Source organism: Terrirhizobium terrae (assembly GCF_030323265.1).
Classification (GTDB): Bacteria; Pseudomonadota; Alphaproteobacteria; order Rhizobiales; family Rhizobiaceae; genus Neorhizobium.
On sequence record NZ_CP104992.1, the window covers coordinates 652,244 to 676,522 of the forward strand.

The window sequence follows — 24,279 nt, forward strand, 5'->3', positions numbered from 1 at the left end:
CATGACCAAGGCACCGGGCTCTATCGCGGAGCAGCGCCTTTCCCTATGCGCCATTCTGGGCGAAGACCTGGTCCTGACCAAAGCCGAAGACATGCTGCGCTACTGCATGGACTGGCACGGCGACGTGACCAGTGGCGCAGTGGCCGTCATCCGGCCGCGCTCGACGGCGGACGTGCAGGCCGCGGTGAAAGCCTGCCGCGAACTCGGTCTTTCGATCGTGCCGCAGGGCGGCAATACCGGCCTCGTCCTCGGCGGCACGCCCGATGAACCGGAACAGCAGGTCGTCCTCACCCTCGAACGGATGAACCGCATCCGCAACATCGATTCCGACGACTTTTCCGCCGTCGTCGAGGCCGGCTGCATCCTTGCCGAACTGAAGGATGCGATTGCCGAAAAAGGCATGTTCTTCCCGCTGGCGCTCGGCGCGCAGGGCAGCTGCCGCATCGGCGGCAATGTCTCCACCAATGCCGGCGGCATCAACGTGCTACGTTACGGCATGACCCGCGAATTGGTGCTCGGCCTCGAAGTCGTGCTGCCCGACGGCAGCGTCTTCGATGGGCTCTCGACGCTGCGCAAGGACAATCGCGGCCTTGATCTCAAGCAGCTCTTCATCGGCGCAGAAGGCACACTCGGAATCATCACTGCCGTCTCGGTAAAGCTCACGCCCTATCCCGACAATGTCGCCACGGCGCTTCTAGCGCTGAACTCCCTGGATGACGCAATCACGCTCTACCGCCGCGCGCGGCGTGACTGCTGCGACCTGATGTCGGCCTTCGAATTCATGCCGCCGCTCGCCTTCACACTGGCGCAGGAAGCGATGCCGGATCTGCCGATCCCGCTCTCAGGCGACTATCCCGCCTTCGTGCTGATGGAGATCTCCGGCTCCGGCCTCGTCGATATCGACGATCTCATGCAGCGCTTCCTCGAAGGTGTGATGGAGGACGGGCTGGTCGTCGACGGCACAATTGCCTCGTCGCAATCGCAGGCCCGCAATCTCTGGCTCATCCGCGAAGGCATGAACGAGGGCCAGGCGAAACGCGGCAGCCACATGCGCACCGACATCTCCGTCCCGCTGTCTCAGCTCGCGTCCTTCGTTGCGGATGCCGAAGCTGCCGTCAGCGAGGCCCTGCCAGACTGCATCAGCGTCTCCTACGGCCATGTCGGCGACGGCAATGTCCATCTCAACGTGTTACCACCTAACGGCTCAACGCCGGAAGAGCGCCATGACTGCATCTACAAGGCCAAGAAGGTGGTCAATATCGTGGTCGACAAGTACCAGGGCAGCATCAGCGCCGAACACGGCATCGGCCGCTTGAAGCGAGACGACTTCGAAGAGCGCCTTTCGGACACCAAGCGCGGCCTGCTCGTGGCGATCAAGAAGGCGATCGATCCGGACCTGCTTCTCAATCCCCATTGCCAGATCGACCTCGGCGCGGCTATTCGCGAGCCGGCATAACCGTCAGGAACCGCCATGGCCGATTTCACCCAGATCAAGAGAAACGAGCACCTGCCGATCCGCATCGCCGCGGAAATCGGCAAGCAGATCGCGGAAGGCAGCATCCGGCCGGGCCAGAAGCTGCCGACCGAGCATATCCTGGCGAGCACATTCGGCGTCAGCCGCTCGGTCGTGCGCGAGGCGATCGCGCAGCTGCGCAATGAAGGCTTGGTGGAAACTCGACAGGGCGTCGGCGCCTTCGCGACCGAGTTGGAAACCCGCCAGTCGATCCGCATCGAAGCCGGCCATCTTGGCGACCGCGCGACATTCCGCAGCCTGTTTCAGGTCCGGTTCGCGCTGGAGACGGAGGCAGCGGGCCTCGCCGCCCTTCACCATTCGCCGGAAGACATCGCCAAGCTGGACGACGCTCTCGCGCTGATGACCGGCGCCGAAAAGTGGACCGACCAGGGCATCGTCGCCGATCTCGCCTTTCACAAGGTCGTCGCGGCCGCGACCCACAACGACTACTTCCAGCAATTCGTCGGCTTCATCGCGGAACGCATCCATATCGCGATCAATGCGGCGCGTGCCGCGGCCATCCTGGAGGAGATCGTCGAAACCACGATCGCCGAACACGTTGCGGTCAGAGATGCGATCGCCACCGGCAATCCACTGGTCGCCAAGGCCGCAATGCGGCATCATCTGGAAGGCGCAGCCCAACGCCTCAGTCTTGAGCTGGAAATGTAGACGAGGTTGCAGCGCTAACGATTTTCAACAGCCGTGCGGAGGCACTGCTGGACTCGCGAGAAAAGTCATACTAAAAACGTGGTAACGTTGTCAGACATCTGACAATGTCGGAGAGAGTGGAGGCTCTCTCCTGAAAATGGGAGGATTTCTTGGCACATCAGCATGCGCTGTCGTCTGATATGATTTTGCCGGCCGATGCGTCCAACGCATTGCTGGTCGGTCGCGTATGGTCCGAAGCAGCCGGCGGCCCCTGCCCCGTGCTTCTGTCGAATGGTCGCATTCTGGATCTCTCCACGCTGGCGCCGACACTGTCGGCACTTCTGGAGATGAGCTATCTCGCCCAGAACCTCGCCGACACATCTGCCTTCACCGATCTCGGCAGCCTCGACGACTTCCTCAGTGGCACCGCCGGCAGTTGCTTGCCCCCGCCGACCTGCAGGCCATCAAGGCCGCAGGCGTCACCTTTGCCGACAGCATGCTGGAACGCGTGATCGAGGAGCAGGCCAAGGGCGACCCGTTGCGCGCCCAAGAAATCCGCGGCCGTCTGGCGCCGGTCCTCGGCGACAACCTCAAGGGCCTCGTCGCCGGCTCCGAAAAGGCCGCCGAAGTAAAGCGCCTTCTGCAGGACATGGGCCTGTGGTCGCAATATCTGGAAGTCGGCATCGGCCCGGACGCGGAAATCTTCACCAAGGCACAGCCCATGTCGTCCGTCGGCTGCGGCGCCGACGTCGGCATCCACCCGAAATCCGACTGGAACAATCCGGAGCCGGAAGTGGTGCTCGCGATCACGTCCAAGGGCGAGATCATCGGCGCGACGCTCGGCAACGACGTCAACCTGCGTGATTTCGAAGGCCGCTCGGCGCTGCTCCTGAGCAAGGCAAAGGACAATAACGCCTCCTGCTCGATCGGCCCCTTCATCCGCCTGTTCGACGGCACGTTCACCATCGACGACGTCAAGTCCGCCGAGATCAGCCTCTCCGTAAAGGGCGAGGACGGTTTCGAGATGACCGGCTCGAGCCACATGCAGGCGATCAGCCGCTCGCCGGAAAACCTGGCCTCGCAGCTTCTGAACCGCAATCATCAATATCCAGACGGAGCATTGCTGTTCCTCGGCACCATGTTCGCCCCGGTCAAGGACAGGCGCGGCAAGGGCTTGGGCTTTACCCATGAGATCGGCGATGTCGTCGAAATTTCCACCCCGACGCTCGGGAGGCTGATCAATCGGGTGGAATATAGCGACATCTGCCCCGAATGGACATTCGGAATAACGGCGCTGATGAGGAACCTGGCCCAACGCGGGCTGCTGTAGGAGGCATCAGGGAGGAGCAAATGACAAAGGTTATCGATCTATTTTACAGGTTCCTCGAGATCCTGCTTATCCTGCTGCTCGCGGGTATGGCGCTGATGGTTTTCGGCAATGTCGTACTCCGTTACGGCTTCAACTCGGGCCTCACTGTCTCCGACGAAATGTCACGCTACTTCTTCGTCTGGCTGACCTTCATCGGCGCCGTCGTGGCGTTCCGCGAACATGGTCATCTCGGTGTCGAAACCCTGGTCGCTCTTTTCGGTCGCAAGGGACGCATCGTCTGCATGATCCTGTCGAACCTGACGATCATCCTGTGTTCCGCCATCTTCTTCTGGGGCACCTGGATCCAGCTGCCGATCAATTCCAGCATGGCGGCTCCGGTCACCGGCCTCTCCATGGCCTGGGTCTATGGCATCGGCTTCTTCACCGGAGCGGGCTGCGTGCTGATCTCGCTGGAACGTCTCTTCCGCCTCGTAACCGGTCGCGTCACCGATGACGAGATCGCCGCCTTTGCCGGCGAGAACATGACGATCGAACAGATGGCGGAGCGTACCTGACATGACCCTGCTCGTCTTTGTCGGCTCCCTGCTCGGAGCCATGGCCATCGGCGTACCCGTCGCCTTCTCGCTGATGTTCTGCGGCGTCATTCTCATGTGGTACATGGGCATGTTCAACAGCCAAATCATCGCCCAGAACATGATCGCAGGCGCCGACACGTTCACCCTGCTCGCCATCCCGTTCTTCATCCTCGCCGGCGAATTGATGAATTCCGGCGGCCTGTCGAAGCGCATCATCGATTTCGCCATCGCGCTTGTCGGCCACATCCGCGGCGGCCTCGGCATCGTGGCGATCGTCGCGGCCGTCATCATGGCCTCGATCTCCGGATCTGCAGCTGCGGATACGGCAGCGCTCGCCGCGATCCTTATTCCGATGATGGCGAAGGCCGGTTACAACATTCCGCGTTCCGGCGGCCTGATTGCTGCCGGCGGCATCATCGCGCCGGTCATCCCGCCATCCATGGCCTTCATCGTCTTCGGTGTGGCCGCCAACGTTTCGATCACCCAGCTGTTCATGGCCGGCATCGTGCCCGGCCTGCTGATGGGTATTTCGCTGGTCGGCACCTGGCTCTATGTCGTGCGCAAGGACAATATCCAGCCGCTGCCAAAGGCGTCCGGCAAGGAACGTCTCAACGCGACCGCTAAGGCTCTGTGGGCGCTCGGCATGCCGGTGATCATCCTCGGCGGCATCAAGGCCGGCGTGGTGACCCCGACGGAGGCAGCCGTCGTCGCAGCCGTCTATGCCCTCTTCGTCGGCATGTTCATCTACCGTGAACTGAAGCCGGCAGATCTGGCGCATGTCTTCCTGCGCGCGGCGAAGACAACTGCGGTCATCATGTTCCTCGTCTGCGCGGCGCTGGTTTCGGCTTGGCTCATCACGGCAGCGAATATTCCAGCAGAAATCACCGGCTATATCGAACCTCTGATCGACCGTCCGAAGCTCCTGATGCTTGCCATCATGATCCTCGTTCTGATCGTCGGCACGGCGCTCGACCTGACGCCGACGATCCTGATCCTGACGCCTGTCCTGATGCCGATCATCAAGCAGGCGGGCATCGATCCGGTCTATTTCGGTGTGATGTTCATCATGAACAACTGCATCGGCCTCATCACGCCGCCGGTCGGCGTCGTGCTCAACGTCGTCAGCGGGGTCGGGAGGATCCCGCTGGGCAAGGTAACGATCGGCGTAGGGCCGTTCCTGCTCGCTCAAACACTGCTTCTGCTCCTGCTCGTCGCGTTTCCTGAAATCGTGACCGTGCCGGCGCAATGGTTGCGTTGACGGCCAGCATTTCAACTCTTTCAATTCAACTGTCCAATGGGAGGACCAACATGAAAAAGCTACTTTTCGCAACCACTGCGCTCGCGATGGCTGTCTCGGCCTCGGCTCCGGCCTTCGCCGAGTTCAACAGCCGCAATATTCGCGTGTCGAACGGCATCAACGCCGACCACCCGGTCGGCAACGGCATCAAGGCCATGCAGGAATGCCTGGATGAAAAGTCCGGCGGCAAGCTGAAGCTCACCGCCTTTTGGGGCGGCGCGCTCGGCGGCGACCTTCAGGCAACCCAGGCGCTGCGTTCCGGCGTCCAGGAAGCCGTCGTCACCTCGTCCTCGCCGCTCGTCGGCATCATCCCGGCGCTCGGCGTGTTCGACCTGCCGTTCCTCTTCTCCAGCCCGGACGAAGCCTACAAGGTTCTCGACGGCAAGTTCGGCGACTCGATGAACGAAAAGCTGGATGCTGCCGGTCTCGTCAATCTCGCCTATTGGGAAAACGGGTTCCGCAACCTGTCCAATTCCCAGCATCCGGTGACGAAGTGGGAAGACTTCTCGGGCCTCAAGGTCCGCGTCATGCAGAACAACATCTTCCTCGACACCTTCCAGAACCTCGGCGCCAACGCAACGCCGATGGCCTTCGGCGAAGTCTATTCGGCTCTGGAAACCAAGGCGATCGACGCGCAGGAAAACCCCTATGTGACGATCGACACCTCGAAGTTCTTCGAAGTGCAGAAGTACATCACCGAAACGAACCACGCCTACACGCCGTTCCTCTTCCTCTTCTCCAAGGCGATCTTCAACACCTATACGCCGGAAGAACAGACGGCCCTGCGCGAATGCGCGGTCGTCGGCCGCGACGTCGAGCGCAAGGTCATCGCCGACCTCAACAAGAAGTCGCTGGAAAAGATCAAGGAAGCCGGCCTCGAAGTGAACCAGCTCTCGCCGGAAGAGCAGACCCGCATCCGCGAGAAGTCCATGGTCGTCTATGAGAAGCACAAGGCCGAGATCGGCCCCGATGTCGTCGACGGCATTCTGGCCGAACTGAAGACCATCCGCGGCAACTGATCCGAAACAGCGGTTCGGACAAATGCTGCGAGTGAAGCCCGCGCCCCGCCGGCGCGGGCTTCTTTATTTTCACTCAGGAATAGCCGGCAGAACCTTGTCCCGCTTCTTCAGCATCTGCTCGCGGATGAAGATGAACAGGCCGGACGCCACGATCAGCGCCGCGCCGACGATCATGCTGAGACGCGGCACGTCGCCGAAGAACATCCAGCCGAACAACACCGCCCAGAGCAGCAGCGTATACTGGAGCGGCGCAACGGTCGCCGCGTCCGAGATCTTCAGGGCGCGATTGACCAGCATATGCGCCGCCATGGCAACGATACCGAGAAGCGCGAGCAGGCCGAGATCGAAGCCTGACTGGATCGGTGCCCAGTCGAAGGGCGCAAATGCGAGGCCAGCCAGACCGGCGCCGCTGACCTGGAAGAAGACCAGCGTCGAGATCCGGCGTTCCCCGCAGAAAGCGCCCGGAAATCATCATAAAGGCAAAGGCACCGCTGCCGATGATCGAGATCAGCGCAGGCGCGGTGAACATCTCGGCCGACGGCTCCAGCGTGATGATGACGCCGACAAAGCCGATCGCGATCGCCGTCCACCGCCGCCAGCCGACATGATCGCCGAGAAGCAGCGGCGAAAGAGCGGCGACATAGATCGGCGCAGCCAGCCAGTATGTCATGACGTCCGCAAGCGGCAGATACATGACCGCATAATAGAAGCAGAAGACTTCCGCCGTTGAGCAGACGACGCGAGCCAGCTGCATCCAGGGGCGCTCTGCCTTGGTGATCGCCGGAAGGCCTGCCATCCACACGATCGGGACGAGAATGACAAGCGCCGCGAGGCTGCGCAGGAGAATGACCTGCCCGAGCCCGTAGCTTGCGACCAGCCATTTGCCCATTGTGTCGTTGAGCGCGAACATCAGCATGCCGATGAGCATGATCGCCGGACCGGCGACCGACATGCTCTTGAAGCCGAGAACAGATGAGGCCTGCATGTAGCGTACTCTCAGAGGTTGTTGGCGTCGGAAAAACGCCGGCTGACGGTGAAGACCTTGTCCAGTTCCGGGTTCAGCTCCATGCCAAGCCCTGGGCCGGGAGGCACCGTTATCATGCCGTTCGTCACCTGCGGAAGAGCCGTCACCAGATCCCGATACCAGGTGTTGTAGAAGGCGCGCACGCTTTCCTGAACAAGGGCATTCGGGGCGTTGAGCGAAAGATGCGTCGACGCACAGAGAACGACCGGGCCGGTGCAGTCATGCGGTGCGACGGGCAGGTGCCAGGCTTCCGCCATCGAGGCGATCTTGCGCGATTCCGACAGGCCGCCGCACCAGGAAATGTCCAGCATGACGATGCCGGCGGCACCGGTTTCCAGATAATCGCGAAAACCCCAGCGGGTCGCGAGCGTCTCCGAGGCTGAGATCGGCGCAGGCGACACTTCCGCATAGCGCTTGAGGCTGGACAGGCTGTCCATCTTGATCGGGTCTTCGTGCCAGAAGGTGCCATATGGCGTCAGCGCCTTGGCGATCTGCATCGCCGGCAGGAGCTGCCACATGGAGTGGAACTCGACCATGATATCGATCTTGTCACCGACGGCCTTGCGGATCTTCTCGAAGGGTTCGAGCGCCGCCTTGAGATCGGCAGACGAAATATACTGGCCCTTGGTCTTCTCCGCCGCCTGGTCGAACGGCCAGATCTTCATTGCCGTAATACCCTCGGAAAGCAACGATTCCGCCAGCTCATCGGCGCGGTGCAGGAAGCCATTGAGATCGTCATAGTCCTTGCCGGTCGACAGGCCGTAATTTGCCGTCGTCTGGCCGGTGGCCTTCTTGATATATTCGGTGCCGGCGCAGGTATTGTAGGTGCGGATTTCCTTGCGCGAAAAGCCGCCGAGCAACTGCGCGATGGGCTGGCCCGTAAACTTGCCGAATATGTCCCACAGCGCGATATCGAAGGCGGAATTGCCGCGCACTTCGGCACCGGACGAACGGAAGCCGACATAACCGACCAGTTCCTGCGCCAGAAGATCGATCGCCAGAGGATCGCGCCCGATCACCCGTGGCGCGACATATTCATGGATATAGCTCTCGACCGTCTCCGCCCCGAAAAAGGTCTCGCCGAGGCCGGTAATGCCCTCGTCGGTGTGAACCAGAACCCAGAGCAGATTGCTCCGCTCGGCGACGCGCACCGTTTCCAGCTTGGTGATCTTCAATTCTTCCTCCTGGTCATTCGGCCCCTCACTCCCGGGCCCATATATTCCTAGGGGATTGGCAGCAAAACCGGAAGTCGATTAAGCGGGCGGCAGTACGCTCCGCATCCTATTTCTCCTCCAATCTACGTGAGAAGCAGGAAGCCGTTACGTGAGCAACAAAACGGCCGGCAAATATGACGCAAATCCTTTGACACAGGACGAGAACCGCTCTTTCATGGAGGCAGCCGCAGGCCAGCGGATCGCGTCGACGCGAATTCATGCAAAGGCCGCGCATGAAAAACAGAGGGAACATCATGAACGTCGCTTCGCGCCCCAACGATATCCAGGCCGTCATCGAGGCCGACCGCGCCCATGTCTGGCATCATCTTTCGCAGCACAAGCAGTATGAGAGCGTCGATCCCAAGATCTATGTCGAGGGCAAGGGCACGAAAGTGTGGGATGCGACCGGCAAGGAATATCTCGATGCCGTCGCCGGCGCGGTCTGGACCGTCAATGTCGGCTACGGCCGCACCTCGATTGCCGACGCCGTGCGCGACCAGCTCGTCAAGCTCAACTATTTTGCCGGCGCCGCCGGCAATGTCCCGGCAGCGCTCTTTGCCGAAAAGCTGACCGAAAAGATGCCGGGCATGACCCGCGTCTACTATTCGAACTCCGGTTCTGAAGCGAACGAGAAGGTGTTCAAGATGGTGCGCCAGATCGCGCACCGGAAGCACAATGGCGGCAAATACAAGATTCTCTATCGCGAGCGCGATTATCACGGCACGACGATCGGCACGCTCGCTGCCGCCGGCCAGCAGGAACGCCGCGAACAGTATGGTCCGATGCCGCCCGGCTTCGTCGAGGTTCCGCATTGCCTCGAATACCGCAGCCAGTGGGGCGACATCGAGGACTATGGCATCCGTGCCGCCAACGCGATCGAGGAGGTCATCCTGCGCGAAGGCCCTGAAACCGTCGGCCTTCTCTGCCTGGAGCCGGTCACCGCAGGCGGCGGCGTCATCGTGCCGCCCAAGGGCTATTGGCAGCGCGTGCAGGAAATCTGCCGCAAGTATGATATCCTGCTGCATATCGACGAAGTCGTCTGCGGCATGGGCCGCACAGGCAAATGGTTCGGCTACCAGCATTTCGGCATCGAGCCCGATTTCGTCACCATGGCGAAGGGCGTCGCATCCGGCTACGCCGCGATCTCCTGCACGGTGACGACCGAAAAAGTCTTCGAGATGTTCAAGGACGATCTGTCCGATCCCATGTCCTATTTCCGCGACATCTCCACCTTCGGCGGCTGCACGTCAGGCCCGGCCGCAGCGCTCGAGAACATGCGCATCATCGTCGACGAAGGCCTGCTCGAAAACACGCTGAAGATGGGCGAGCGTCTGATGAACAACCTGCGCGAACTGCAGAGCCGCCACAAGGTGATCGGCGACGTGCGTGGCCTCGGCCTCTTCTGCGGTGCCGAACTCGTCATGGATCGTGAAACCAAGGAACCGGCGCCGGAAAAGATGGTCCAGGCCGTCACCGCGGATTGCCTTGCGCAGGGTGTCATCATCGGTGCAACCAACCGCTCGGTCCCCGGCCTCAACAACACGCTCTGCATGAGCCCGCCGCTGATCATCAATGCCGCCGAGATCGACCAGATCACCGGTGCGATCGACAAGGCGCTGACCAAGGTGTTCGGCTGAGATGAACAAGCCGGCGCGTTATCCCGCGCCGGCTCGCTCGTTTACTTCGCTTCCCGATGCACCTGGAACGGTGCCCAGGACTGGCTGACGGGCATGATCTCCAGGCTGTTGATGTTCATATGCGGCGGCAGGGAAGCGACCCAATAGATGGTCTCCGCGATATCTTCCGGCTGCAGCGGACTGGCGCCGCCATAGAGCTTGTCATAGGCCGCTTGGTCACCACCGGTGCGCACCAGCGTGAATTCGCTTTCCGCCATGCCGGGCTCGATTGACGTGACGCGCACGCCCTTGGCCGACAGATCGCTGCGAAGGCCGAGCGAGAACTGCCGGACGAAGGCCTTCGTTCCGCCATAGACATTGCCGCCCGGATAAGGCCAGCTTGATGCAACGGAGGCCAGATTGACGACTAGGCCCCGGCTTTTGATCAGCTGGTCCAGCATGAGCCTCGTGATGGTGACTAGCCCGGTGATATTGGTATCGATCATCGTTCTCCACTGGTCGAGATCGCAATCCTGGGCAGGCCCGGTGCCGAGTGCCAGGCCGGCATTGTTGATCAGCGCGCTGATATCGGCGAAACCTTCGGGAATGCTTGCAATCGCCGCCGCCGTTGCTGCTTCGTCGCGGATATCGAACGGCAGGGCATGGGCGTAATCCGCACCACCGAGTTCCTCGACCAGCCTGTCGAGTCTGTCCCTGCGCCGCCCCGTGACCACGACCTTCCAGCCCTCCTTCGAAAACCGGCGGGAAATAGCCTCACCGAACCCGGCGGTCGCACCGGTTACCAGAACTGTCTTTTCACTCATCGGCTCACCCTTTCGACTGTCATTCGAAAGGCCTAATGGGTTTTGCCCCGACCTGCCAAGCAGGCTGAAAGCCATTCCGGCAACTTTGCACCGATTGGCGGAATCCTGGCGCGAGCTAAGCCGTATTGGCCACCTACGCATCCCAAAGATTAGGCACCAAACGCATCATTTTTCCGCATTTGCACAATAGCTTGCAACCTCGTGCTGAATTCGCCGGGGCGGACACTTTTCTGGACAATATGCCGTTGTCAGCCGCCATCGGACATGGTTAGCTCTCGATCAACATGAGCGGCAAAGCCGCCAGGGGAACTAATGACGACATCTGACTTCCACCCGATCTCGGGGTTGATCTGCCGCGCTTTGCCGGCATCGCGACCTTCATGCGCCTCCCGCACATCGCGCTGGATGACGCACGCCTGAGCGATGTGGAGATAGGCCTGATCGGCGTGCCGTGGGATGGGGGAACGACCAACCGTCCAGGCCCTCGCCACGCGCCGCGTCAGCTGCGCGATCTCTCCTCCATGGTGCGTCACCAGAATGGCGCGACGAGAATCCGCCCCTACGATTTGGCGCGCTGCGCCGATCTCGGTGACGTCGGCCCGAACCCCGCCGACGTCGAGGATTCCATGCTGCGGATCACCGCCTTTTACGACAAGGTCCAGGCTGCCGGCATCATGCCGTTGACGGCCGGTGGCGATCATCTGTCATCCCTGCCAATCCTGCGTTCGCTGGCCCGCAAACGGCCACTCGGCATGATCCATTTCGACAGCCACACCGATCTCTTCCATTCCTATTTCGGCGGCTTCAAATACACCCACGGCACGCCGTTCCGCCGCGCTGTAGAGGAAGGCCTGCTCGACCCCAAGCGCGTCTGCATGATCGGCATCCGCGGCCCGGCCTATGATTTCGAGGACCGCGATTTCGCCGATGCCGTCGGCATCCGCGTCATCCCGATCGATGAATTTCACGCCCGCGGCGTCGATGACGTGATGGCCGAAGCCCGCGAGATCGCCGGAACCGGCGAGACCTATGTCAGCTATGACATCGACTTCATCGACCCGGCCTTCGCGCCCGGAACCGGCACGCCGGAAATCGGCGGGCCGAACAGCTATCAGGCGCTGCAGGTCGTGCGCGCGCTGCGTGGCCTCAACATCGTCGGCGCCGACATGGTGGAAGTCTCTCCGCCCTTCGACCAGAGCGGCGCCACCGCCTTTCTCGGCATCACCGTCATGTTCGAACTGCTCTGTGTGATGGCGGAGGTCGTCAGCCTGCGCGGCGGAAAAGCCGGAGCGTCACAGACAGCAACACCGACCCAGGCATCGCCTGCAATGGCCAAGTAGCGGGAGGATTTGGGACGTAGGACTGATCGTAATTGCATGCTTCTGACATTCGAAATGCAGACTGCCGGCAGCAAACCCATTGCAGCCGATTACGAAGACAAGTCCGGGAAACCGGCGGGCATATGAACAATGGTCATCAAACCGGGAGCACCTCCGATGAGCATTCTGAAATCACCGCTTACACGTCGCACGATCCTCAAATCCTCCGCCATCGGCGCCGGCATACTGGCGGCACCGGCCGTCATTTGCTCAAGCGCGCTCGCCTCATCCGGCACGGTGAACTTCACCGGCTGGGCTGGCTATCCCGGCATGGCTGAAAAGGTCTTCCCCGCCTTTGAAAAGGCAACTGGCATCAAGGTCAACTTCACCGAACAGCCCGACCAGGACACGATGTTCGCTCAGGGCAAGATTTCGCTGGAGACAGGGACATCCGACATCGTCGAGCCGACGCTCGACCGTGTCTCCGCCTGGAATGCCAACGGCCTGATCCAGGGCTGGGACACGGCCAAGCTGGCACTCGACAATTATGCCGAAGGCCTGGCCGATGGCTCGGCCGGCGAACGCGCGACGATCGACGGCAAGCGCATGATCGTCCCCTCCGTCTGGGGCACCGAGGCACTGGTCTATTCGAAGGCCGAATTCCCGACCGAATACGGCAAGGCGAGCCTCGCCGACCTCTTCAATCCCGATGTCAACGTGACCGTCCGCGGCCATTCCGCGCTTGCCGCCATGGGCCGCTGGCTGGATGCCGAGGGCAAGCTGCCGAAGCCGTGGATCGACAGCTACAAGGACGAGGCGACGATGGTCGAGCTGTGGGATATCGCGCTCGCCGAAGCGGTCAAGGCCAAGACCAACGTGGTGCAGTTCTGGAACGGCGAGAACGACGCGCAGGCGGCCTTCCGCACCAATGGCGCGGCCCTCGGCCTCTGCTGGGATTCGACGGGCTTTAACCTGGCCAAGGATGGCTACGGCTATCTTGCCCCGAAGGAAGGCGCATTTGCCTGGAACCAGGGCCTCGTGCTGATGAAGAACGCCAAGAACATCGAGCAGGCCCACGAATTCGCCAAGTGGGTGTCGACCGCCGAAGGCTCGGCGCTTTGGGCAACCGCCTTCTCCGCCAACCCGGTCGGTAAGGGCGGCATCGACAAGATGGATGCCTCGGTCTCCGAATACTACAAGTCCAGCTTCCCGGGTGATGCCGTCGCCAAGATGTATTGGTGGCCCGACCAGACCGCCTGGTTCCTCGCCAAACGCGGCGAATACGCCGATAAGTACAAGGCAGCCTGAGGCCAGCCCGACACGCCGATGCGCACCCGGACAGTTCGTCCGGGTGCGCATCGGCGCATGCAATATCCGGACGGTACAGAGGAAAAGCGGTCGATATGAGTGCCAGTGTTGAACTACAGGACGTTTGCGCGGATTTCGGCGGATTTCGCGCGGTGGACCACGTATCGGTAGATATTCAGGCTGGGGAATTCTTCTCCTTCCTCGGGCCGTCCGGATGCGGCAAGACGACCATTCTCCGGATGGTCTCCGGCTTCATTTCCCCACCAAGGGCGCCGTGCGCATCGGCGGCAAGAACATGCGCGACCAGCGGCCTAACCAGCGCCCGACGGCGCTGATCTTCCAGAACCTTGCACTGTTTCCGCTGATGCCGGTCTGGGAAAACATCGCCTTCGGGCTGGAGGTGCGCGGCATAGACAAGAAAGCCCGGCGCAAACGTGCCGAGGAACTGCTTGCACTCGTCGACCTGCCGAATGCCGCAGACAAATCCGTCGGCCAGCTGTCCGGCGGCCAGAAGCAGCGCGTCGCGATTGCCCGCGCGCTCGCGGTCGAACCCTCTGTCATGCTGCTGGACGAACCGCTTTCGGCGCTGGACCTGAAGCTGCGCCAGCATATGCGCACCGAACTCCGGGCCATCCAGAAGCGCACTCAGGTGACCTTCATCTATATCACCCATGATCAGGGCGAGGCGCTGGCCATGTCCGACCGCGTGGCGGTCATGTCCCACGGGCGGCTGCAGCAGGCGGCCGCTCCCCGCGCCATCTACGACAATCCGGCAAACGGCTTCGTCGCCTCCTTCGTCGGCGAGAACAACATCTTCACCGGCCGCCTGGCGGAACGCGACGGCACTCACGGCACCTTCGTCAGCGACGACGGCGCCTTTCACGGCAGGCTGGGCCCCGGCGATCTCAGCGATCCCAAACTCTATGTTCGCCCCGAGCATGTGCGCCTGACCAAGGCCGCCACCGATCACAACTCGCTTCCGGTGCAGGTGACGGATATCGCCTTCGAGGGCAATTTCATCTCCATCCACACGCAGGACAAGACGGGTCGCACCATCGTGTCCGAAGCACACAACGACGGCAGCGGCACGGTGCCGGAGCGCGGCGAACAGATGTTCGCCATCTTCGACCGGGATCGCGCGATGATCCTGTCCGACGAAGCCGAAGCGGACCGGGCGGCATGACGGACCTCGTTCGCCGCTACGGCCTGCCGCTGACCACGCTCATCTGCCTGCTGGTGGCCTTCTGGATCCTCGTCCTGGTCATCCTTCCGAACCTCTACCTGTTCGAGAATTCGTTCAGGCCTTATCTGCCGGTTGCGGAAATGGGCGGACCGAAGGATGTCTATACGCTCAAGAACTACCTGACTTTCGTCCGCAGCCCGATCCACATCACGGTCTTCGTTTCGACCATCCTCTATTCCTGCCTGGTCACGGTCATCTGCTTCCTGATCGCCTATCCGCTCGCCTACTATCTGGCGAAGAAGGCCTCCGTCAGGAGCCTGCCGACCCTGTTCCTGATCCTCACCATCCCGCTCTGGGTCAGCGAGATCATGCGCTCCTTCGCCTGGTTCATCATCCTGTCGCTCAGGGGCCTTTGAACTTCGCCCTGATCAATCTCGATATCATCGAAAGGCCGATCCGCTGGATGACCGGCTTCCGCAGCGTCATCATCGGGCTCGTCTACACCTATGTCCTGTTCATGCTCTTCCCGGTCTACAATGCCATCCAGTCGCTCGACACCAACCAGATCGAGGCGGCGGAGGATCTTGGCGCGCCGTGGTGGCGCATCCACTGGCGGGTGGTGCTACCCCCTGCCAAGCCCGGCATCGCCTCCGGCTCGGTCATGGTCTTCATGCTCTCGGCCGGTTCGATCCTAGTGCCCACCCTGCTCGCCTCGACCAATTCCCGCTGGTTCACCGAGATCATCCAGCAATGGATGTTCGAGTCCCTCGACTGGAACACCGGCTCGGCCTACGCCTTCCTGCTCCTGATCCTCTGCACGGTCTTCGTCACGGTCGTGATGAAGATCTTCAGGGTCAAGCTTTCCGACATAGCGAAGTGAGGCTGCCGTGACACAGAAGTCTGACTGGCTCTTTCGGTTCTATCTCTGGCTCTTCCTGGCCTACATGCTGCTGCCGCTCGTCATCATGGGCGGAGCAGCCTTCAACGACAGCCGCTTCCCTTCAGTATACCCGTGGCAGGGCTTCACCTGGACCTGGTTCATCGAACTCTGGAACGACGCACGGCTTCTCAACGCGTTACGCAATACCATTTTCGTCGCGGTGGCGGTGGTGGCGCTGTCGGTCCCGATCGGCACGGCCGCCGCCATCCTCGTCAACAGCGTTGCCGGCGTCGCCCGCACCGCGCTCTACGGCATGATGGTCGCGCCGATCCTCATCCCCGGTGCCGTCATCGGCATTTCCACGCTTCTCTTCTGGAATACGCTGTCGGTAGCGCCCGGCCTGCATCTCTCGGTGCTGGGACAGGTTTCCTACATCTCGGCCTTCGTGATGCTTCTGGTGCTGGCGCGGCTGCAGGGCTTCGACCGGTCGCTTGAGGAGGCGGCACTCGATCTCGGCGCCAGCCATGCGCAGGTCGTCCGGCGCATCCTATTGCCGCATCTCTATCCGGCGCTCGGCGCGGGTGCGGCCATCGCCTTCTTCCAGTCGATCGAGAATTTCAACGTCACGCTGTTCACCCGCGGGCCCTACGACACGCTGACGGTCTATGTCTTCTCGAAGGTCAGAAGCGGCATCACGCCGACCATTAACGCTCTGGCGGTCATCCTGATCGCGGTGACGATCGCAGCCATCGTTCTGGTTGAAATTAGAAGACGCCAAACCCACAGGGCATCAACGAGGATTGCGGCAGTCCCGCAAACCTAACTTGACGCCGTCGCTTGCCCGGCATTGGCCATGCTGGCATCGTTGAGAAGCCCGCTGATCGCCGCGATCAGTTGTGCGGGCACAAAGGGTTTCTGCACCAGGATGCTGTTCGGCACCCCATGCGACGTCCACTCTGCAGCGCTATCGGCGGTAACATAGACCACGGGGATCGCCGCGAGACATTCGCGCGCATGCCGTCCGACGGCCCAACCGCTGGCACCTTTGCCTAGGCGTATATCGGTGATCACACCTGCAAATTGGGAGGACGCCTCATCGAGAAGCTTGAACGCCTCCTCGCCCGTCGAGACGGACGTCACCTTGAAACCGTTTTCCGTAAGCAATTCTTCCGCGTCCAGCCGCAACAAATGGTCGTCCTCGACCAGCAGCAACTGCACTGATAAATCTTCAGCCATCATCCGTCCTACCGGGCGCGCGGACAAACGTCATTCTTGCGCTGCACCCAATTTGCTGGCTCTCGTGTGAGTGTATGCCAGCCCCGACCGCCTCTTTTAACGCGATCGACATTAAGTAGTTCCGTATTTGATCGCTTTGAGAAAAAGATGTGCGGATTTGGTGCACAAAAGGTTAGGACATGCGATGGAGTGAAGCTTGTCGCCTCAGGTAAATACGCCTGAGGCCACGACAGCGGTCGTCATGAATGCAATATCAGCCAAAGGCGACGGCGCTAATTACTGAAGAAATTCGATAGCTTCCGGCCGCGAAGCATTGCGCCTCCATGCGCTCGGGGTTGTTCCGGTGACCCGTCGGAATACCCGCGACAGGTGCGATTGATCGGCCAGCCCGCAATCCAGCGCGATCTCGCAGAGCGGCGCTTCGGTATTGAGCATGCGGTGCTTCGCATGCTCCACACGGCACACGACGATATAACTGTGTGGCGAAATGCCGAAAGTCACCTTGAAGGCCGTCGAAAAATAACTGGTGCTAAGTCTGACCTGCTGGGCCAATTCGTCGAGCGGAATGCTGTAGGCGATGCGAGCACCAATATGCTGCTTCACCTTCTTAACCTGCCAGGGTGCCAGGCCACCAGTCGTAGCCGACGGATTGGAAGGCTTAGGCGCAATGTCGAGCAGATGGAGCCGAGCGACCCTGCTTTCGCCCGGATGCCGAACACCAGGCAGATTTTCCGAAATGTTGTCGTTTAAAAGCCCTGCACGAAATTCACTTATTTCGGGCGGATGAACGTGACGGTTTACAACAGCGGCAGTGGCGGACATGATCGCTCTCCTAGGAACCTGTTGAATTTTGACAGGTCCATATTGAGGGGCGTTTCACCATTACGATATTGTACATCAAGCGCGTTTTCGGACACCTGAGTTTTAGGGGCATATACCTCGGTATTATTGCGGGGGTCCAAAAGCACCGCATAGGGTGGCACCCAGCTGGAATCGTAAACGCGTCGCCGAACTGAAAACATGACGGAAAGCCCAATCATCCTGGTCGTCGACGACGAACCGCTGATCCGTCAGTCGCTCGATAGCCTTCTGCGTTCGGTCGGCTATCATGTGCGCACGTTTTCGAGCGCGCTAGACCTTTATGAAGACGAGAGCCTGCCGCGCGCCAGTTGCCTCATCCTTGATATCAGGCTGCCCTTCACCAGCGGCCTCGATTTTCAGCAGCGCTTGGCCGATCGCGGCATCACGGTTCCTGTCATCTTCGTCACCGCCCATGGCGACATACCGATGACGGTGCGGGCCATGAAAGCCGGCGCGGCGGATTTTCTGTCGAAGCCGTTCCGTGACCAGGACATACTCGACGCAGTTGCCTCGGCGGTCGAGAAGCATAGCGCTTTCCTTGGGTCGAACCGCACGGAGACGGATATTCGCTCGCGTTTCACCCAGCTATCGCCTCGTGAGCAGCAAATCATGACCATGGCCACAGCCGGTCTGATGAACAAGCAGATTGCCGGCGAACTCGGCCTGAGCGAGATCACCGTCAAAATCCATAGGGGAAAGGTAAGCCGCAAAATGAATGCCAAGACCTTTGCGGACCTGGTCAAGATGGCAGAGCTGCTTGGCCTTTCCTATCCCAATATGGGCAAATAAACCCGCGTATAATTTCACTTTCTCGTGGCGCGACGCATATTTGGGTAAATTCTAAAAAGGCCGGATCCTCCGGAGATTGGTTACCCCTTTGAAAGTGCCCGCCATCATCTCGATCATCGACGACGAGGAAAACGTTCGCCGTGGGATAAGCAGCCTGTTGCGATCACTGGGATACGTCCCCCGTACCTTTTCCTCGGCCGAGTCCTTCCTTGCGTCAGCTGCCGCCACAGAGTCTTCCTGCATAGTATCCGATGTTCACATGGATGGAATGAGCGGCATCGATCTCTTCCAGACGCTCGCTTCCAAAGGGAGCAAGGTGCCGTTCATCTTCGTCACTGCCTTTTGGGAAGAAGTGGAGCGCCTCAAGCTCGGCGCTGACATCCGCGTGCTTCCCAAACCTTTCAAGGTTGATATCCTCATCGACTGTATCGAGAAGGTAACGCAGTCCAGCGACTGAACGAGCGAGGCCATCATGTGTACGCATCAAAATTTCATCAAAACGGTGACGCCGAAGACCCGCGGATGCGAGGAATGCCTCGAACAGGGGATGACATGGGTGCATCTGCGCCTCTGCCGCGAATGCGGCCATGTGGGTTGTTGCGATCAATCCGAGGGACAGCACGCGACGGCACATTTCAGGCAGACCCGCCATCCGATCATCGAAGGCTACGACCCACCGGAAGGCTGGGGCTGGTGCTATATCGACGAGGAGATCGTCGATCTTCCGGATCAGACTCCACAAGTGGGACCCATTCCGCGTTGCGCCTGACTCTGCCCGAATGGCCGTCTCAGTGAGCGGTCGCGAGATACTGGTGAATGGCGGCGACGACGACCGATCCCTCCCCTACGGCGGAAGCGACCCTCTTCACGGATCCCGCCCGAACGTCGCCGACAGCGAAGACGCCCGGCTTGCTTGACGCATAGGGATGGCGGGTCGCGTCTTCCGACGACAGCCCGGTGCAGATGAACCCGTTGCGGTCCAGGTCCAGACATCCGTCGAGCCAATCCGTGTTCGGCTCGGCGCCGATCATGACGAATATGCTCGTCGCTTCACATCGGGATGTCTCGCCGGTTGACCGATCGACCCAAGCGACTGCCTCAAGTGATTTGTCTCCAGAAAGTTCGGTAACCTCACAGCCCTCGCAAAGTGTGATGTGGGGCGAGATGCGTATGCGCTGGACCAGATAGTCGGACATGGTCGCAGAGATCTTGCTCCGGACCAGCATGTGAACGTGACGCGCGGTGCGCGACAGGAACACGGCTGCTTGGCCGGCAGAGTTGCCGCCGCCCACGATGACAACCTCGTGGCCGGCGCAAATCTGCCCCTCCATCGCGGTTGCCGCATATTGGATACCCCGTCCTTCGAATTTGGCATAATCCGGGATATCGAGCTTGCGGTAACGCGCGCCGGTCGCGACAACCACGGTTCTGGCGGTAACCTCGCGACCATCGCTCAACCCCACCACATAAGGTGTCTTGGAGCAATCGAGCGAAGCCGCACTTCGCGATACACAGAGACGCGCACCGAATTTCTGCGCCTGAATATGCGCACGCCCGGCAAGCGCCAGTCCCGAAATGCCTGTCGGGAAGCCGAGGTAGTTCTCGATCTTCGATGATGTCCCGGCTTGGCCGCCCGGCGCCATTGTTTCGACGACAAGCGTCTTGAGGCCTTCCGACGCGGCATAGACCGCCGAAGCGAGCCCCGCCGGGCCTGCCCCCAGGACGACGACATCATAGACGGCGCCCTCGTCCGGCGGTTCGAAAAGGCCGAGCTCTTCGGCGAGTATCTCGTTGGTTGGGCGTTTTAGGACGCCGTGGTCCGGCGTGATCAGGGCCGGCACATCGGAAGCGTCGATGGTGAACCGCTCCATCACTTCCGCCGCCTGCGGCTCGTGAAGATCCATCAGCGTCACGGGATAGAGGTTGCGGATGAGAAACCGCTGAATGCCCAGAAGCTCGCCGCTTTGCCGATGCCCGATGAGAATGCCGCCGCCTGTGGCATGCCGCACGAAACCGGCACGCCGGAGAATATAGGAGCGGATAATTGTCTCGCCGATATCGGGCTCGCCGGTAATCAACGAGCGAAACTTTTCATATCTGACACGCAGGACCCGAGACCCGGCACGGCAAAGGCCCGACAACAGAATGCTGCGGCCGGTCAACATGTTCTGCTCCCCGCTGAACTGGCCTCTTTTGTAACTATAGAGGAACTCTCGTCCGGTGAGAGGATTGTCGGCGAACATCTGCAGTTCGCCATCCAGCACCAGCAGGAAATCGATCGAATGATCACCGCGCCGGAAGACAAAAGTGTCCTCTTCGACGAGTTCCTCCTCGCCATAAGGCCGGACCCGTTCGATCATTTCTTCGGTCAGGGATGGGAAGGTCTGCGCCGGGCAGATCCAAGGGTCCGTCGGATCAAGAGGAAGATCGGGCATCAATTGCTCCCCGCCGCATCGTCAACCAGAACTTGCAGATTTATCAAATAAAAAAGCGGCATCCGCAATACGGATGCCGCTTGATGGAATTGTCAGTTATTGGTGTCGCGCAGGGTTTCGAACAGGAACCAGACGCGCTTTTCGCTCTCGTCGATCCAGTTTTCCAGCAGGCTGGCGGTAGCGACGTCACCATGCTCGTCGCAAACATCGTGGAGCGACCGCATGCTGGCGATCAGGCTACCATTGTCGTCGCGCAATTCGGCGAGCATTTCGTGCGGATGCACGAAATCCGCGTCATTGTCAGCGATGCGTTGCTGGCGCGAAATGTCGCCGATCGAGCGCAGCGTGTTGCCGCCCAGCTTGCGGACACGCTCGGCAAGCGGATCGGTCATCGCAAGCAGTTCATCGCCATGGTCATCGAGCAACAGATGGTAATCGCGAAAATGCGAGCCGGACATATGCCAGTGGAAATTCTTGGTCTTCAGATAAAGAGCAAAGACATCTGCCAGCAGCGCCGTCGCACCCGCGGAGATATCCTTGACCGCTTCGCTGCCCAGACCGGTCGGGGTTCTGAGCGACGCAGAGCGCCGCGACTTGATTGATTGATCCATGGTCGTCTTCCTTTCCTGGAATTGAAATTGATTATGCCGTTCGGAGCGACGCCGGAGGATCGCTGGCGGGGAAGCTCTCCCGCAGAGCCTCGTCCAGATCCTCGTCGGTCTCCAAATACGGCGGCGTCGCCGTCGGCATGCTGAGGTCGACGGGCTCGGGAAGGCTCTCGAGGCCGTCGCGCAGAACGTTCTCCGCGTCTTGACGCTTCTTCGTCATCGTACTGTCTCCGATCTCTCGCACGGCCCCGCCGTCGACATATGAAAAGAATGAAGCTGCACTTGATGCGTTCCCGACGTCAGGCAAACCTGTCGGAATAATAGTGAGCATGCTGATGTGTCCGCTTGGACAATCCCGCCGTTGCTCCAACCTGATCAAAACATGGGGCGTGCTCAGGCTCTCGAAAGATCTCGAGTGATGAAGCCCACCTGTTTCCGCACTATTCTCCGCTCAAATTATTGCATCTGCAACGAAGATTTTGCAATTTCAGATAGGGTGGGAACCGACTGTCTTCGACAAGACTGGTGTACATGTGCCAGTCTCGTCACCACGGACAGGTCAGCATGGGGATGTGGGTTTGCACGGCGAGTTGGTGACATGGATGCGGCGCAGCGACGGCCGCTTTGCACACGCGCGCAGCCAGCGCTATCGCGTGGTTGCAGGTTCAGCACTCGGGCTGGCGATCTTCGCGGTAGATACGTTCACAACCCTCGCAAGCGCGGTCGCCGTTCTCTACGTCCTCGTCATAGTCCTGGCGGGAGAGTTGAGAAGCAAGAGCATCGTCCGGGCCACTTCCGCGACTTGCGCGGCTTTGACGCTGGTGGGATTCTTTTATTCCCATGGCGCTGACGCCGAATCCCAATCGACCCTGCGGCTGCTGTTCAGCCTCGCCGCCAACCTCGTCACGACGGTTCTCCTTTTAAAGAACGTCGGTGATAGGACCATTCTGGAAGCGCAGGCTCGCATGCTGGAGATGACCGGCGACGCGATTTTCCTGCGGGATCGAGCCGGTCGGATCATCTACTGGAACCACGGCGCCGAGCTCTTGTACGGCTGGACGCAGGAAGAGGCGATAGGCCGGAAAGCAGAGGCGCTGATCGAAATAGGCGGGACGCGATCCCGTGCAGATGCCGAGTCCGCCCTGGAAGCGACTGGCCAGTGGGAAGGTGAATTGAAGGTCCGCACCAAGGCGGGTCGGGAGCTCGACGTGTTCTGCCGCTGGCGGCTCCAGCGCGACACGCGAGGATCGATGCCAACGATCCTGGAAACCGCCGTCGACATCTCCGATCGAAAGGCAGCCGAGGCTGCGTTGAAGGCCAGCGAGCATCGCTACCGGACCATTTTCGAGACCCTCGCCATTGCGATCTGGGAGAACGATTTTCGCGAGGTAAAGGGTACACTGGATGCACTGCGTGATCGCGGCGTGATGGATCTGCGATCCCATATTGCCGAGAATCCGGACTTCGTATCGCGAATGCGCAGGGCTGTGCGCATCACCGACGTCAACGAGACGGCGCTGAGGTTGATGGCAGTGCCTTCCAAGGGCCAGTTCTTTACCCGTCTCGACGAGTTTCTGCCCGATAGCGATGCGCGATTTGGCCAATTCCTCGTGGGCATGTTCGAAGGACAGACAGAGTTCCAGACGGAAACTGTGGTTCGCAGCCGCGACGGAAGGCTGATCCCGATCCTTGTCGCCTTGAGCTTCCCGCCGAATGGAGAAGGGCTAGACCGGATCCAGGCCAGCATCGTCGACATGACCGAGAGATACGAGTTCCAGGAGGCGCTGGAAGCGTCCCGGCAGGAACTGGAACAGGCCTCGCGGGCCGCAATGCTTGGAGAAATTTCCGCCTCAATCGCGCATGAGGTCAACCAGCCGCTGTCCGCGATCATCACCTTCGTGCAGGCCGGCATCCGCTGGATCAGCCGCACGCCGCCGAATATCGACGAGGCGAGGTCCGCGTTGCAGGATGCCGTTGCTGCCACAGAACATGCCGCGGAGGTGGTCAAGCGCGTCAGGTTGCTGCTCGGCAAGGCGAAGTCCGAGAGCGCCGAAGTGGCGATCGACACGCTGATCAGCGAAGCCCTGCGCATGAAGATAAAGGAACTGACAAGCGACGCAGTTCACCTGAGCCTCGCACTTGGCGCTCCGTTGGCCGTGGTTCAGGGAGACCGCGTGCTGTTGCAGCAGGCCTTTCTCAATATAATATCCAATGCGATGCAGGCGATGGACACGACTGCGATCGGTGCACGCGTCCTGCTGATCGAGAGCGAAATGGAAAGCGAGATCGTCGTTCTTCGCTTTACCGATAGCGGTGCGGGACTTGGCGCTCAGCCGCCGGAAAGCCTGTTCAAGCCGTTCAACACGACGAAGCCGAACGGCATGGGCCTGGGGCTGGCAATGTGCCGCTCGATCATGATGGCCCATAGCGGCACGATCTCCATCCGCGATCGGGTCGACAGACGCGGCGCCATTGTGGAGATCCGCCTGCCGCTTGCTTCCGAGGCTGCGATACCCGTATCCGTGTCCGCCTGATCAGCAATAGTGCTTCAAGAAGAACGAGCGCCTAGCATTTCCATTTCCCTTCGATCACCAAGGCGA

General features: G+C 60.6%; 23 protein-coding genes and 3 pseudogenes. 18 read left to right on the forward strand and 8 right to left on the reverse strand.

What is annotated here, in order from left to right; genetic code table 11:
• Position 1: 1 nt before the first annotated feature.
• The 6 genes and pseudogenes from N7E02_RS11235 to N7E02_RS11260 all read left to right on the forward strand — a co-directional run bounded on the left by N7E02_RS11235 (position 2) and on the right by N7E02_RS11260 (position 6,382).
• Positions 2-1,456 (forward strand): FAD-binding oxidoreductase, encoded by a 1,455-nt coding sequence (locus N7E02_RS11235; protein ID WP_286581991.1) that lies wholly within the window; start codon positions 2-4, stop codon positions 1,454-1,456.
• Positions 1,457-1,471: 15 nt separating this feature from the next.
• Positions 1,472-2,182, forward strand: a complete 711-nt coding sequence (locus N7E02_RS11240; protein WP_286581992.1) for a FadR/GntR family transcriptional regulator — start codon at positions 1,472-1,474, stop codon at positions 2,180-2,182.
• A gap of 136 nt (positions 2,183-2,318) precedes the next feature.
• Positions 2,319-3,491, forward strand: a pseudogene (locus tag N7E02_RS11245) (fumarylacetoacetate hydrolase family protein).
• Between the two features lie 20 nt (positions 3,492-3,511).
• Complete coding sequence (locus N7E02_RS11250; RefSeq protein WP_286581994.1) at positions 3,512-4,045, forward strand: TRAP transporter small permease; 534 nt, start codon at positions 3,512-3,514, stop codon at positions 4,043-4,045.
• Between the two features lies 1 nt (position 4,046).
• Positions 4,047-5,324, forward strand: coding sequence for a TRAP transporter large permease (locus N7E02_RS11255; protein WP_286581996.1), 1,278 nt, complete (start codon positions 4,047-4,049; stop codon positions 5,322-5,324).
• A gap of 50 nt (positions 5,325-5,374) precedes the next feature.
• Entirely contained in the window at positions 5,375-6,382 is a 1,008-nt protein-coding gene (locus tag N7E02_RS11260; RefSeq protein ID WP_286581997.1) for a TRAP transporter substrate-binding protein, read from the forward strand.
• A 69-nt stretch (positions 6,383-6,451) separates the two neighbouring features.
• Here N7E02_RS11260 and N7E02_RS11265 read toward each other — a convergent pair.
• A pseudogene (locus N7E02_RS11265) lies at positions 6,452-7,367 on the reverse strand (DMT family transporter).
• Between the two features lie 11 nt (positions 7,368-7,378).
• Positions 7,379-8,581 carry a mandelate racemase/muconate lactonizing enzyme family protein gene (locus N7E02_RS11270; protein ID WP_286581998.1) on the reverse strand — a complete coding sequence of 401 codons (1,203 nt, stop codon included), beginning with the start codon at positions 8,579-8,581 and terminating at the stop codon, positions 7,379-7,381.
• 293 nt (positions 8,582-8,874) lie between these two features.
• Here N7E02_RS11270 and N7E02_RS11275 point away from each other — a divergent pair, with 293 nt between their 5' ends.
• Positions 8,875-10,257 (forward strand): aminotransferase family protein, encoded by a 1,383-nt coding sequence (locus N7E02_RS11275; RefSeq protein ID WP_286581999.1) that lies wholly within the window; start codon positions 8,875-8,877, stop codon positions 10,255-10,257.
• 41 nt (positions 10,258-10,298) lie between these two features.
• Here the strand turns inward: N7E02_RS11275 and N7E02_RS11280 are convergent, their stop codons facing one another.
• Positions 10,299-11,060, reverse strand: a complete 762-nt coding sequence (locus N7E02_RS11280; protein WP_286582000.1) for an SDR family NAD(P)-dependent oxidoreductase — start codon at positions 11,058-11,060, stop codon at positions 10,299-10,301.
• 380 nt (positions 11,061-11,440) lie between these two features.
• Between N7E02_RS11280 and N7E02_RS11285 the strand changes: the two genes are divergently transcribed.
• From N7E02_RS11285 to N7E02_RS11315, 7 genes and pseudogenes are all read left to right on the forward strand, one after another.
• On the forward strand, positions 11,441-12,400 hold the full coding sequence (locus tag N7E02_RS11285) for an agmatinase (protein ID WP_286582001.1): 960 nt from the start codon (positions 11,441-11,443) through the stop codon (positions 12,398-12,400).
• A gap of 156 nt (positions 12,401-12,556) precedes the next feature.
• Positions 12,557-13,687, forward strand: coding sequence for an extracellular solute-binding protein (locus N7E02_RS11290; RefSeq protein WP_286582002.1), 1,131 nt, complete (start codon positions 12,557-12,559; stop codon positions 13,685-13,687).
• Between the two features lie 95 nt (positions 13,688-13,782).
• A pseudogene (locus N7E02_RS29600) lies at positions 13,783-14,207 on the forward strand (ABC transporter ATP-binding protein); the annotation flags it as partial.
• A 195-nt stretch (positions 14,208-14,402) separates the two neighbouring features.
• Complete coding sequence (locus tag N7E02_RS29605; protein ID WP_353622906.1) at positions 14,403-14,870, forward strand: TOBE domain-containing protein; 468 nt, start codon at positions 14,403-14,405, stop codon at positions 14,868-14,870.
• On the forward strand, positions 14,867-15,286 hold the full coding sequence (locus N7E02_RS11305; RefSeq protein ID WP_286582003.1) for an ABC transporter permease family protein: 420 nt from the start codon (positions 14,867-14,869) through the stop codon (positions 15,284-15,286). The genes N7E02_RS29605 and N7E02_RS11305 overlap by 4 nt, the downstream gene beginning before the upstream one ends.
• Positions 15,283-15,750 carry an ABC transporter permease gene (locus tag N7E02_RS11310; RefSeq protein WP_286582005.1) on the forward strand — a complete coding sequence of 156 codons (468 nt, stop codon included), beginning with the start codon at positions 15,283-15,285 and terminating at the stop codon, positions 15,748-15,750. Before N7E02_RS11305 ends, N7E02_RS11310 begins: the two co-directional genes overlap by 4 nt.
• A 7-nt stretch (positions 15,751-15,757) precedes the next feature.
• The gene (locus tag N7E02_RS11315; RefSeq protein ID WP_286582007.1) at positions 15,758-16,573 is read left to right on the forward strand and encodes an ABC transporter permease; all 816 of its coding nucleotides are present in this window, start codon (positions 15,758-15,760) and stop codon (positions 16,571-16,573) included.
• On the opposite strand, the gene N7E02_RS11320 is transcribed toward N7E02_RS11315, so the two are convergent.
• Both N7E02_RS11320 and N7E02_RS11325 read right to left on the reverse strand, forming a co-directional pair.
• Positions 16,570-16,986 carry a response regulator gene (locus N7E02_RS11320; RefSeq protein ID WP_286582009.1) on the reverse strand — a complete coding sequence of 139 codons (417 nt, stop codon included), beginning with the start codon at positions 16,984-16,986 and terminating at the stop codon, positions 16,570-16,572. The two genes, N7E02_RS11315 and N7E02_RS11320, sit on opposite strands and share 4 nt — an antisense overlap.
• Before the next feature lie 276 nt (positions 16,987-17,262).
• Positions 17,263-17,808, reverse strand: coding sequence for a helix-turn-helix domain-containing protein (locus N7E02_RS11325; protein WP_286582010.1), 546 nt, complete (start codon positions 17,806-17,808; stop codon positions 17,263-17,265).
• 198 nt (positions 17,809-18,006) lie between these two features.
• On the opposite strand from N7E02_RS11325, the gene N7E02_RS11330 reads away from it, so the two are divergent.
• The 3 genes from N7E02_RS11330 to N7E02_RS11340 all read left to right on the forward strand — a co-directional run bounded on the left by N7E02_RS11330 (position 18,007) and on the right by N7E02_RS11340 (position 19,405).
• Entirely contained in the window at positions 18,007-18,636 is a 630-nt protein-coding gene (locus N7E02_RS11330) for a response regulator transcription factor (protein ID WP_286582011.1), read from the forward strand.
• A gap of 94 nt (positions 18,637-18,730) precedes the next feature.
• A complete protein-coding gene (locus N7E02_RS11335) occupies positions 18,731-19,093 on the forward strand; it encodes a response regulator transcription factor (RefSeq protein ID WP_286583776.1) in 363 nt (120 codons plus the stop codon).
• Positions 19,094-19,108: 15 nt separating this feature from the next.
• Positions 19,109-19,405 (forward strand): UBP-type zinc finger domain-containing protein, encoded by a 297-nt coding sequence (locus N7E02_RS11340; RefSeq protein ID WP_286582013.1) that lies wholly within the window; start codon positions 19,109-19,111, stop codon positions 19,403-19,405.
• Between the two features lie 19 nt (positions 19,406-19,424).
• On the opposite strand, the gene N7E02_RS11345 is transcribed toward N7E02_RS11340, so the two are convergent.
• The 3 genes from N7E02_RS11345 to N7E02_RS11355 form a co-directional block, all read right to left on the reverse strand.
• The gene (locus N7E02_RS11345; RefSeq protein WP_286582014.1) at positions 19,425-21,071 is read right to left on the reverse strand and encodes an FAD-dependent oxidoreductase; all 1,647 of its coding nucleotides are present in this window, start codon (positions 21,069-21,071) and stop codon (positions 19,425-19,427) included.
• 92 nt (positions 21,072-21,163) lie between these two features.
• Positions 21,164-21,682: a Dps family protein gene (locus N7E02_RS11350; RefSeq protein ID WP_286582015.1), complete on the reverse strand. Its 519-nt coding sequence runs from the start codon at positions 21,680-21,682 to the stop codon at positions 21,164-21,166.
• A gap of 31 nt (positions 21,683-21,713) precedes the next feature.
• Entirely contained in the window at positions 21,714-21,899 is a 186-nt protein-coding gene (locus tag N7E02_RS11355) for a hypothetical protein (protein WP_286582016.1), read from the reverse strand.
• Positions 21,900-22,281: 382 nt separating this feature from the next.
• Here N7E02_RS11355 and N7E02_RS11360 point away from each other — a divergent pair, with 382 nt between their 5' ends.
• On the forward strand, positions 22,282-24,213 hold the full coding sequence (locus N7E02_RS11360) for a PAS domain-containing sensor histidine kinase (protein WP_286582017.1): 1,932 nt from the start codon (positions 22,282-22,284) through the stop codon (positions 24,211-24,213).
• Positions 24,214-24,279: the final 66 nt, after the last annotated feature.

What these genes read in the sequence shown, in the direction of transcription:
- N7E02_RS11360 (WP_286582017.1), top strand. Translation starts at nt 22,282, where the DNA reads ATGCGGCGCAGCGACGGCCGCTTTGCACACGCGCGCAGCCAGCGCTAT.
- N7E02_RS11235 (WP_286581991.1), top strand. Translation starts at nt 2, where the DNA reads ATGACCAAGGCACCGGGCTCTATCGCGGAGCAGCGCCTTTCCCTATGC.
- N7E02_RS11275 (WP_286581999.1), top strand. Translation starts at nt 8,875, where the DNA reads ATGAACGTCGCTTCGCGCCCCAACGATATCCAGGCCGTCATCGAGGCC.
- N7E02_RS11240 (WP_286581992.1), top strand. Translation starts at nt 1,472, where the DNA reads ATGGCCGATTTCACCCAGATCAAGAGAAACGAGCACCTGCCGATCCGC.
- N7E02_RS11320 (WP_286582009.1), bottom strand. Translation starts at nt 16,986, where the DNA reads ATGGCTGAAGATTTATCAGTGCAGTTGCTGCTGGTCGAGGACGACCAT.
- N7E02_RS11285 (WP_286582001.1), top strand. Translation starts at nt 11,441, where the DNA reads ATGCGCCTCCCGCACATCGCGCTGGATGACGCACGCCTGAGCGATGTG.
- N7E02_RS11250 (WP_286581994.1), top strand. Translation starts at nt 3,512, where the DNA reads ATGACAAAGGTTATCGATCTATTTTACAGGTTCCTCGAGATCCTGCTT.
- N7E02_RS11305 (WP_286582003.1), top strand. Translation starts at nt 14,867, where the DNA reads ATGACGGACCTCGTTCGCCGCTACGGCCTGCCGCTGACCACGCTCATC.
- N7E02_RS11260 (WP_286581997.1), top strand. Translation starts at nt 5,375, where the DNA reads ATGAAAAAGCTACTTTTCGCAACCACTGCGCTCGCGATGGCTGTCTCG.
- N7E02_RS11355 (WP_286582016.1), bottom strand. Translation starts at nt 21,899, where the DNA reads ATGACGAAGAAGCGTCAAGACGCGGAGAACGTTCTGCGCGACGGCCTC.
- N7E02_RS11345 (WP_286582014.1), bottom strand. Translation starts at nt 21,071, where the DNA reads ATGCCCGATCTTCCTCTTGATCCGACGGACCCTTGGATCTGCCCGGCG.
- N7E02_RS11290 (WP_286582002.1), top strand. Translation starts at nt 12,557, where the DNA reads ATGAGCATTCTGAAATCACCGCTTACACGTCGCACGATCCTCAAATCC.
- N7E02_RS11280 (WP_286582000.1), bottom strand. Translation starts at nt 11,060, where the DNA reads ATGAGTGAAAAGACAGTTCTGGTAACCGGTGCGACCGCCGGGTTCGGT.
- N7E02_RS29605 (WP_353622906.1), top strand. Translation starts at nt 14,403, where the DNA reads ATGTCCCACGGGCGGCTGCAGCAGGCGGCCGCTCCCCGCGCCATCTAC.
- N7E02_RS11340 (WP_286582013.1), top strand. Translation starts at nt 19,109, where the DNA reads ATGTGTACGCATCAAAATTTCATCAAAACGGTGACGCCGAAGACCCGC.
- N7E02_RS11330 (WP_286582011.1), top strand. Translation starts at nt 18,007, where the DNA reads ATGACGGAAAGCCCAATCATCCTGGTCGTCGACGACGAACCGCTGATC.
- N7E02_RS11325 (WP_286582010.1), bottom strand. Translation starts at nt 17,808, where the DNA reads ATGTCCGCCACTGCCGCTGTTGTAAACCGTCACGTTCATCCGCCCGAA.
- N7E02_RS11255 (WP_286581996.1), top strand. Translation starts at nt 4,047, where the DNA reads ATGACCCTGCTCGTCTTTGTCGGCTCCCTGCTCGGAGCCATGGCCATC.
- N7E02_RS11350 (WP_286582015.1), bottom strand. Translation starts at nt 21,682, where the DNA reads ATGGATCAATCAATCAAGTCGCGGCGCTCTGCGTCGCTCAGAACCCCG.